The sequence below is a fragment of the Streptomyces sp. HUAS MG56 genome, assembly GCF_058673395.1.
Window position 1 is genome coordinate 9,482,923 of record NZ_CM178722.1, and the last position, 10,152, is coordinate 9,493,074.

General features: G+C 76.8%; 1 protein-coding gene. It reads left to right on the forward strand.

The genetic code is table 11. The annotated features are described in order from the left end of the window. On the forward strand, nt 1–10,128 hold the full coding sequence (locus AC4OXY_RS43400; protein WP_491992466.1) for a type I polyketide synthase: 10,128 nt from the start codon (nt 1–3) through the stop codon (nt 10,126–10,128). The last annotated feature ends 24 nt before the right edge of the window (nt 10,129–10,152 follow it).

Below are 10,152 nucleotides of genomic sequence, written 5' to 3' on the forward strand. Positions count from 1 at the left end.
GTGGCTGACGACGACAAGTACGTGGAATACCTCAAGCGGGTCACGGGTGAACTCCGCCAGACCCGCCGCAGGCTGCGCGAGGTCGAGGACCGCAGCCGGGAGCCGATCGCCGTCGTCGCGATGAGCTGCCGGTTCCCCGGCGACATCCGTTCGCCCGAGGACCTGTGGCGGCTGGTCGACGAGGGCCGGGACGCCATCGGCCCGCTGCCACAGGACCGCGGCTGGGACATCGAGGACCGCTACGACCCCGACCCCGACCGGCCCGGCACCTTCTCCACCCGGGAGGGCGGCTTCCTGCGCGACGCCGCCTCCTTCGACGCCGCCTTCTTCGGCATGAGCCCCCGCGAGGCCCTCGCCACCGACCCGCAGCAGCGGATCCTGCTGGAGGCGTCGTGGGAGCTGCTGGAGCGCGCCGGCATCCGGCCGCAGACCCTGCGCGGCAGCTCCACCGGTGTGTTCGTGGGAGCCGCGACCTCCGGTTACGGCCAGGGCCCGGTCGAGGTGCCCGAGGACGTGCACGGACTGATGCTCGCCGGCAACGCGACCTCGGTCGCCTCCGGCCGCATCTCCTACGTCCTGGGCCTGGAGGGCCCGACCGTCACCGTCGACACCGCCTGCTCCTCCTCCCTGGTCGCCCTGCACTGGGCGGTGCAGGCGCTGCGCGCCGGTGAGTGCGACCTCGCCCTGGCCGGCGGTGTCGCCGTCATGGCCACCCCGGGTCTGCTGTTCGAGTTCAGCAGGCAGCGCGGGCTCGCCCCGGACGGACGCTGCAAGGCGTTCGCCGAATCCGCCGACGGCACCGGCTGGTCCGAGGGCGTGGGCCTGCTGCTGGTGGAACGCCTCTCCGACGCCCGCCGCAACGGACACCCGGTGCTGGCCGTGGTCCGCGGCTCCGCCGTCAACTCCGACGGCGCCTCCAACGGTCTGACCGCGCCCAACGGGCCCGCCCAGCAGCGCGTCATCGAACAGGCCCTCGCAGGCGCCGGGATCACCGCGGCCGACGTCGACGCCGTCGAGGCCCACGGCACCGGCACCACCCTCGGCGACCCCATCGAGGCACAGGCGCTGCTCGCCACCTACGGCCGGGCCAGGACCGCCGAACGGCCCCTGTACCTGGGCTCGTTGAAGTCGAACCTCGGCCACACCCAGGCGGCGGCCGGCGTCGCCGGCGTCATCAAGACGGTGCTGGCCCTCCAGCACGGGCGCCTGCCCCGCACCCTGCACGTGGACCAGCCCTCCACCCACGTCGACTGGGACGCCGGGCACGTCCGGCTGCTCACCGAAGCCACCGACTGGCCGCTCACCGAAGGCCGCCCCCGCCGCGCCGCCGTCTCCTCCTTCGGCATCAGCGGCACCAACGCGCACACCATCCTGGAGGCCGCGCCCGAGGAGCCCGAGGAGCCCGAGGAGTCGGCGGAGCCCCAGGCCCCCGCCCCCGCGACCGCCGTACGGCTGCCCCTGGCGCTCTGGCCGCTGTCCGCGCGCGGCACCGAAGCGCTGCGCGCCCAGGCCGCCCGCCTCCTGGCGCACACCGACGCCCACCCCGCCGACGACCCGCACGTCACCGCCCGCGCCCTCGCCGCCACCCGGCAGGCCTTCGAACACCGGGCCGTCGTCCTCGCGGCGGACCTGGCCGGCACCCGCGACGCCCTGCGCGCCCTCGCCGCGGGGGAGGAACACCCGGCCGTCGTGACCGGCCGCACCCTGCGCGGCGCGACCGCGTTCCTCTTCTCCGGACAGGGCGCCCAGCGTCCCGGCATGGGCCGCGAACTGTACGGCGCGTTCCCCGCGTTCGCCCGGGCCTTCGACGAGGTGTGCGCCCACCTCGACCCCGAACTCGGACTGAGCCTGAAGGAAGCCGTCTTCGACAGCGCCCCGGACGACGCGGCGCTGCGGGAGACCGGCCTCGCCCAGCCCGCCCTGTTCGCCGTCGAGGTCGCCCTCCACCGCCTGCTGGAATCATGGGGCGTCACGCCCAAGTACCTCCTCGGGCATTCGCTGGGCGAACTGTCCGCCGCGCACGTCGCCGGCGTGTGGTCGCTGCCCGACGCCTGCCGGCTCGTCGCCGCCCGCGGAAGGCTGATGCAGGACCTGCCGCGCGGCGGCGCGATGGTCTCCGTCGAGGCCGCCGAGGACGAGGTGGCCGCGCTGCTCGCCGAACACGGCGGCGCCGTGTCGGTGGCCGCCGTCAACGGCCCGCGCGCCACCGTGATCTCCGGCGACGAGGCCGCCGTCGAGGCCGTCGCCTCGGCGCTCGGCGCCCGCGGCCGTACCACCCGCAGACTGCGGGTCTCGCACGCCTTCCACTCGGCGCGCATGGACGCCGTCCTCGACGCCTTCCGCGCCGTCGCCGAGAGCGTCACCGCGCACCCGCCGCGCCTGACCGTGGTCTCCAACCTCACCGGACGCCCGGCCACCGCCGAGGAACTGTCCTCCGCCGACTACTGGGTGCGCCACCTGCGCCACGCCGTCCGCTTCGGCGACGGCGTCGACTGGCTCGCCACCCACGGCGTCACCCGCTACCTGGAACTCGGCCCCGACACCACCCTCACCGCGCTCGTCCGCGCCGCACTGCCCGACGACACCGTCGACCGGCTCTGCGCGCCCGTGCTGCGCAAGGACCGCGCCGAGCCGGACACCCTGCTCGCCGCCGTCGCCGCCGCCCACGCCCACGGAGTCTCCGTCGACCTGGCCGCCCTGCTCGGCAGCGACCCGACCGACCTCCAAGTCGACCTGCCCACCTACGCGTTCACGCGCGACCGCTACTGGCTGCGGCCCGCCGGCACCACCGGCGACGTCACCGGCGCCGGGCTCACCGGCACCGGACACCCCTTGCTCGGGGCCGTCGTCCGCGTCGCCGACGACGACCGCGTGCTGCTCACCGGCCGGCTGTCCACCCGCACCCAGCCCTGGCTCGCCGACCACACCGTGTCCGGCACCGTCCTGCTCCCGGGCACCGCGTTCGTCGAACTCGTGCTGCGCGCCGGTGACGAGGTCGGCTGCGGCCTCCTCGACGACCTCACCCTCGAAGCCCCGCTGGTCCTCCCGGACGCCGGCGGCGTCCAGCTCCAGATCGCCCTCGGCGCCCCCGACGCCGACGGCCGCCGGCCGGTCGCCGTGCACTCCCGGGCCGACGCCGACGACGACAGCCCCTGGACCCGGCACGCCACCGCCGTCCTCGCCCCGGCGCCCGCCGCGCCCGAGGCCGAGCCCGTCGCCTGGCCGCCCGCGGACGCCCACAGCCTCCCGTTGGACGGCTTCTACGACGCCCTCGCCGCCCAGGGCTACCGGTACGGTCCCGTCTTCCAGGGCCTGCGGGCCGCCTGGCGCTCCGGCGACACCTGGTACGCCGAGGTGGTGCTCCCCGAGGAACAGCACCGCGACGCCGCCCGGTTCGGCCTGCACCCGGCCCTCCTGGACGCCGCCCTGCACGCCCAGCTCGCCGGTGACGGCGGCGACGACGGCGCCGAACGAGCGGGCGTGGGCCTGCCGTTCGCGTTCAGCGGCGTCACCCTGCACGCCGTCGGTGCCACCGAGCTCCGGGTCCGCCTGGACCGCGGCCCCTCCGGTGCCGTCGGCCTGCACCTCGCCGACGGCACCGGACGCCCCGTCGCCACCGTCGCCTCCCTCGTCAGCCGCCCGGTCTCCCAGGACGCCCTGCACACCTCCCGGCCCGCCGACGGCGCCCTGTTCACCGTGCGCTGGAGCGACACCACCCTGCCCGGCACCGCGGACACCGACGGCTGGCGGCTCGGCTGCGGCGATCCGGCGGGCCTGGTTCCCGCCCGGCCGGCACTCGGCGCCGACGACACACCCACGGCCGTGGTCCTGCCGTACGCCTCCGCCCCCGACGAGACCCCCGCGAGCATCGCCGGCCGCGTCCTGACCGACCTGCAGACACTGCTGGCCGATCCGCGCACCGACGGCGCCCCGCTCGTGATCGTCACACGCGGCGCCGTGAGCGCGGCCGACGGCGAGGACGTCACCGACCTGTCCGCCGCCGCCGTCTGGGGCCTGGTCCGCTCGGCCCAGACCGAGAACCCGGGCCGTCTCGTCCTCGCCGACCTCGACGACACCGACGCCTCCCGCGCCGCCCTCGCCGCCGCCGTCAGCACCGGCGCCACCCAACTCGCTCTGCGTGAGGGCACGTTGCGCACACCCGCGCTGGCCCGCACCGCCGCGTCCGACCGGGCGCCCGGCTGGGACGCCGACGGCACCGTCCTGATCACCGGCGGCACCGGCGCGCTCGGCGCCCTGGTCGCCCGCCACCTGGTCACCACCCACGGCGTGCGCTCCCTGCTGCTCACCTCCCGGCGCGGCACCGACGCCCCCGGCGCCCGCGAGCTGACGGACGAACTCACCGCGCACGGGGCCGCCGTACGCGTCGAGGCCTGCGACGCCGCCGACCCCGGCGCGCTGGCCGCACTGCTCGGCACGCTGCCCGCCGACCGGCCGCTGCGCGGCGTGGTGCACACCGCGGGCGTCCTCGACGACGGCGTGCTCGGCTCGCTCACCCCCGACCGGCTCGCCCCCGTGCTGCGCGCCAAGGCGGACGCCGCGCTCGCCCTGCACGAGGCGACCCGGGACGCCGACCTCACCGCCTTCGTCCTGTTCTCCTCGGCCTCCGGCCTGCTCGGCGGCGCTGGACAGGCCAACTACGCCGCCGCCAACACCGTCCTGGACGCCCTCGCCCACCACCGCCGCACCGCCGGTCTGCCCGCCACCTCACTGGCCTGGACCCTGTGGGACCACGACAGAGGCATGACCGGCGGCCTCGGCAACGAGGACCGGCGTCGCATCGCGGCCTCCGGACTGCCCGCCCTGGACCCCGACGCCGCGCTGCGGCTGCTCGACCAGGCCCTCGCCACCGGCGAGCCCCTCCTCGCCCCGCTGCGCACCGACCCGGCCGCGCTGCGCTCCGCCGCCTCGGCCGGGCGGCTGCCCACCCTGCTGCACGGCCTCGTCCCGGCACCGGCCCGGCGCGCCGCCCGGGCGGCCGGCACGGACGCCTCCGCGCTCGGCCGCCGCCTGTCCGCACTGTCCGCACCCGACCAGGAACGCCTCCTGCTCGACGTCGTCCGCCGGCACGCCGCGGTCGCCCTCGGACACGGCTCGGCCGGTGCCGTCGACGGCGAACAGTCCTTCAAGGACCTCGGCTTCGACTCCCTCACCTCCGTCGACCTGCGTAACCGGCTCAACGCCGAGACGGGACTGCGGCTGCCCGCGACGCTCGTCTTCGACCACCCCCGCCCCAGCGCGCTCGCCCGCCACCTGGCCCGCGAACTCACCGGCGCCACCGAGGAGTTCATCTCCAGGACGGCCGCAGCCGAGGAGGACGACCCCGTCGTCGTCGTCGCCATGGCCTGCCAGTACCCCGGCGGCGTCAGCTCGCCCGAGGACCTGTGGCGGTTCGTGTCCGAGGGCGGCGACGCCATCGGCGCCTTCCCCACCGACCGCGGCTGGGACCTGGACCGCCTGCCCGGCCTGGAGGCCGGATTCCTGTACGGCGCCACGCACTTCGACGCCGCCCTGTTCGGCATCGCCCCCCGCGAGGCGCTCGCCATGGACCCCCAGCAGCGGCTGCTCCTGGAGACCTCCTGGGAGGTCTTCGAGCGCGCCGGGATCGACCCGCTGTCCCTGCGCGGCAGCGGCACCGGCGTCTACGTCGGCGCGATGGGCTCCGGCTACGCCTCCGGCCTGGCCGACATCCCCGAGGGCATGGAGGGCTACATCGGGCTCGGCGTGTCCGGCAGCGTCCTGTCCGGCCGCGTCGCCTACACCTTCGGCCTGGAGGGGCCGACCATGACGGTCGACACCGCCTGCTCCTCCGCCCTGGTCGCCCTGCACCTCGCCGCCCACGCCCTGCGCCAGGGCGAGTGCACCATGGCGCTGGCCGGCGGTGTCACGGTCATGGCCACACCCGGCACCTACACCGAGTTCACCGCCCAGAACGGGCTGGCCGCCGACGGCCGTTGCAAGGCGTTCGCCGCCTCCGCCGACGGCACCAGCTTCTCCGAGGGCGTCGGCATGCTCCTGCTGGAACGCCTCTCCGACGCCCGCCGGGGCGGCCACCCCGTCCTCGCCGTGGTCCGCGGCTCCGCCACCAACCAGGACGGCGCCTCCAACGGCCTGACCGCACCCAACGGCCCCTCCCAGGAGCGCGTCATCCGCCAGGCGCTGGCCTCGGCCGGGCTCGCCCCGGCCGACGTCGACGCCGTCGAGGCGCACGGCACCGGCACCACCCTCGGCGACCCCATCGAGGCACAGGCGCTGTTCGCCACCTACGGCCGCGCACGCCCCGAGGGCGAACCGCTGCTGCTGGGCTCCGCCAAGTCCAACTTCGGGCACACCCAGGCCGCCGCGGGCGCCGCGGGCGTCATCAAGATGGTCATGGCCATGCGCCACGGCGAACTGCCGCGCACCCTGCACGTCGACGAGCCCTCCCCGCACATCGACTGGTCCAGCGGCACCATCGAGCTGCTCACCGAGGCCCGGCCCTGGCCGGCCCGCGGTGACCGGCCCCGCCGCGCGGGCGTGTCCTCCTTCGGCATCAGCGGCAGCAACGCCCACGTCGTCCTCGAAGAACCCCCCGCCGCCGAGCCCGGCGCCGAGCGGCCCGAGTCCGCCGCCGTGCCCCGGGTGTACCCCGTCTCCGGACACACCCCGGACGCGCTGCGCGCCCAGGCGGCCCGGCTGCGCACCCACCTCCTGCACCACGACGACGACCCCCGCGACGTCGCCCGCACCCTCGCCGTCGCCCGCCACCCGCAGGCCCACCGCGCCGCGGTCGTCGCCGCCGACCGCGAGGAACTCCTGGCCGGGCTCGCCGCCGTCGCCTCCGGCGAGCCGCACCCCGGCACGGCCACCGGCACCGCCGACGGCGGCCGGCTCGCCGTCCTGTTCAGCGGCCAGGGCGCCCAACGCCCCGGCATGGGCCGCGAGTTGTACGACGCCCACCCCGTCTACGCGCGGACCTTCGACGCGGCGTGCGCCGAACTCGACCGCCACCTCGACGGACCGCCGCTGCGCGACGTCGTCTTCGCCGCGGCCGACAGCGCCGAGGCCGCCATGCTGGACCGCACCGCCTACACCCAGGCCGCGCTCTTCGCCTACGGCACCGCCGCCCACGCCCTGGCCACGTCCTGGGGCGTACGGCCCGACGTGCTCGCCGGGCACTCCATCGGCGAACTGACCGCCGCGCACGTCGCCGGCGTCTTCGACCTGGCCGACGCCTGCGCGCTGGTCGGGGCGCGCGGCCGGCTCATGCAGAGCCTGCCCGAGGGCGGCGCCATGGCCGCCCTGGAGGCGACCGAGCAGGAAGTACTGCCCCTGCTGGCCGACCGCGCCGACCGCGTCGCCGTCGCCGCGGTCAACGGGCCCGTCTCCGTGGTCGTCTCCGGCCAGGCCGAGGACGTGACGCAGATCGCCGCCGAGTTCGCCGCACGGGGCCGCAAGACCCGGCGCCTGAAGGTCAGCCACGCCTTCCACTCACCGCTGATGGACGCCATGCTCGACGACTTCCGCGCCGTCGCCGGCCGCGTCGGCTTCCACGCCCCCACCGTGCCCGTCGTGTCCAACGTGACCGGCGCCCTCGCGACCGGCGACGACCTGCTCACCCCCGACTACTGGGTGCGCCACGTCCGCCAGGCCGTCCGCTTCGCCGACATGGTCCGCACGCTGGAGGAGAGCGGTGCCAACCGCTTCCTCGAACTCGGCCCCGACGCCACCCTCACCGCCCTGGTCCAGGACGGCGTCAGCGACTCCGCGGCGGTGACCGCCGTACCCCTGGCACGCCGCGGCCTGCCCGAGGACCGTTCCGCGCTGCTCGCCGCCGGCACCCTGCACGTGCACGGGCTCGGTGACGTACCGGCCGTACCGGCGGACACCGAAGCCCGGCCCGTGCCCCTGCCGACCTACGCCTTCCAGCGCGAGCGCTTCTGGCTGGAGGCGTCCGCGCCCGCCGCCGCGGCCGGCCAGGACGCCGCGTTCTGGGAACTGGTCGAGGCCGCGGACCCCGCGGCCCTCGCCGAGCGCCTCGCCGTCGACAGCGACGCCCCGCTCAGCGCCGTACTGCCCGCGCTCGCCGCCTGGCGCGGCGAGGACCGCAGGCAGGCGCAGATCCAGCGCTGGGAACACCGCGTGGTGTGGCGGCCCGCCGCCGACACCGCCGCCACCCTCACCGGCGGCTGGCTCCTCGCCGTCCCCGGCCGTCTCGACGGCGGCCCCTGGGCCACCTCCGTCGCCGACGCGCTCACCGCCCACGGCGCCCGCGTCCGCGTCCTGCCCGTCGACTGCGCCACCGCCGACCGCACCGCCCTGGCCGCCGCCCTTGCGGACCTGCGCCAGGACGACGCCGGGCCCTGGACCGGAGTGGTGTCCCTGCTCGCCGCCGACACCGACGCGCTGCCCGGACACGACGCCGTACCGGCCGGTCTCGCCGCCACCGCCGCCCTCGTCCAGGCACTCGCCGACGGCGCCGACGGCACCGACGCGGCGCGGCTGTGGGCGCTCACCGCGGGCGCCGCGGGCGTGCTCGGCACGGAGGCACCCATGGCCCCCGAGCAGGCCGCCGTGTGGGGACTGGGCCGCACCGCAGCCCTCGAACACCCGCAACTGTGGGGCGGCTTGGTCGACCTGCCCGCCGGGACCGACACCGCCGTCCCGGCCGACGTGGCCCGGCGCCTGGCCGCCGCACTGGCCGGCCGCACCGGCGAGGACCAGATCGCCGTACGACCCGCGGGCACCTTCCTGCGCCGCCTCGAACGCGTCCCGGCCGGTACGCCCCTGGCGCCCGCGCCCGACTGGTCGGGCACCGTCCTGCTCACCGGAGCCACCGGCGCGCTCGGCGTGCGCACGGCCGCCTGGCTCGCCGCGCAGGGCGCCGGCCGCATCCTGGCCGTCAGCCGCTCCGGCGCGGCCGCCGAGGGCGCCGCCCGCCTCAAGGACGCGCTCGCCGACTCCGGTACCGAACTGGTCCTGGCCGCCTGCGACACCGCCGACCGCGAGGCGCTCGCCGCGCTCCTCGCCGAACACCCCGTGGACGCCGTCGTCCACACCGCGGGGGTGCTCGACGACCGGCTCCTCGACGGGATGGACCGCGCCGCCCTGGACCGCGTCCTGCGCCCCAAGCTGGCGGCCGCCCGCCATCTCGACGAACTGACGCGCGGGCGCGAGCTCACCGCGTTCGTCCTGTACTCGTCGGTCTCCGGCACCCTCGGCACCATCGGTCAGGCCAACTACGCGGCGGCCAACGCCTACCTGGACGCCCTGGCCGAACACCGCAGGGCCGCCGGGCTGCCCGCCACCTCCCTGGCCTGGGGGCCGTGGGCCGGCGGCGGCATGGCCGGCGCCGACGCCGACGGCGAGAGCCGTATGCGGCGCGGCGGCATCGAGCCGCTCGACCCCGAGCGGGCGGTCGACGCCCTCGGCCGGGCCGTCGCCCGCACCGACGCCGTCCTCGCCGTCGCCGACATCGACTGGGCCCGCTTCGCACCCGGCTTCACCACCTCCCGGCCCAGCCCGCTGCTCGCCGACCTCCCCGAGGTCCGCGACCTGCTCGCCCGCCGCCCCCAGAACACCGCGGGCGCCTCGCACGCCCTGCGCGAACAGCTCGCCGGACAGTCCGCCGCCGAGCGCGAACGCACCCTGACCGCCCTGGTGCGCACCGAGGCCGCCGCCGTCCTCGGCCACACCGGCACCGACCGCGTCGGCGCCACGACGGCGTTCAACGCCCTCGGATTCGACTCGCTGATGGCCGTCGAACTGCGCAACCGGATCGGCGCCGCCACCGGCCTCGCGCTCCCCGCGACGCTGCTGTTCGACCAGCCGAGCGCCACGGCACTCGCCGGGTATCTGCGCGGCCGGCTCTCGGACGACACCGACGGCGCCGCCGCCGTCCTCGCCGGGCTGGACACCCTGGAGGCGGCCCTCGCCGCACTGCCGCAGGACGACGCCCGGCGCGACCGCATCGGCGCCCGGCTGCAGTCGCTCCTCGGCGGCTTCACCGGCCGGGCCACAACCGCCCTCGCCGCCCCCGCCACCGGCGGGGACGACGTCAGCGACCGGATCCAGTCCGCCGGCGCGGACGAGATCTTCGACTTCATCGAGAACGACCTCGGCATCTCCTGACGGCACGGCCACGGGACCTGAGAA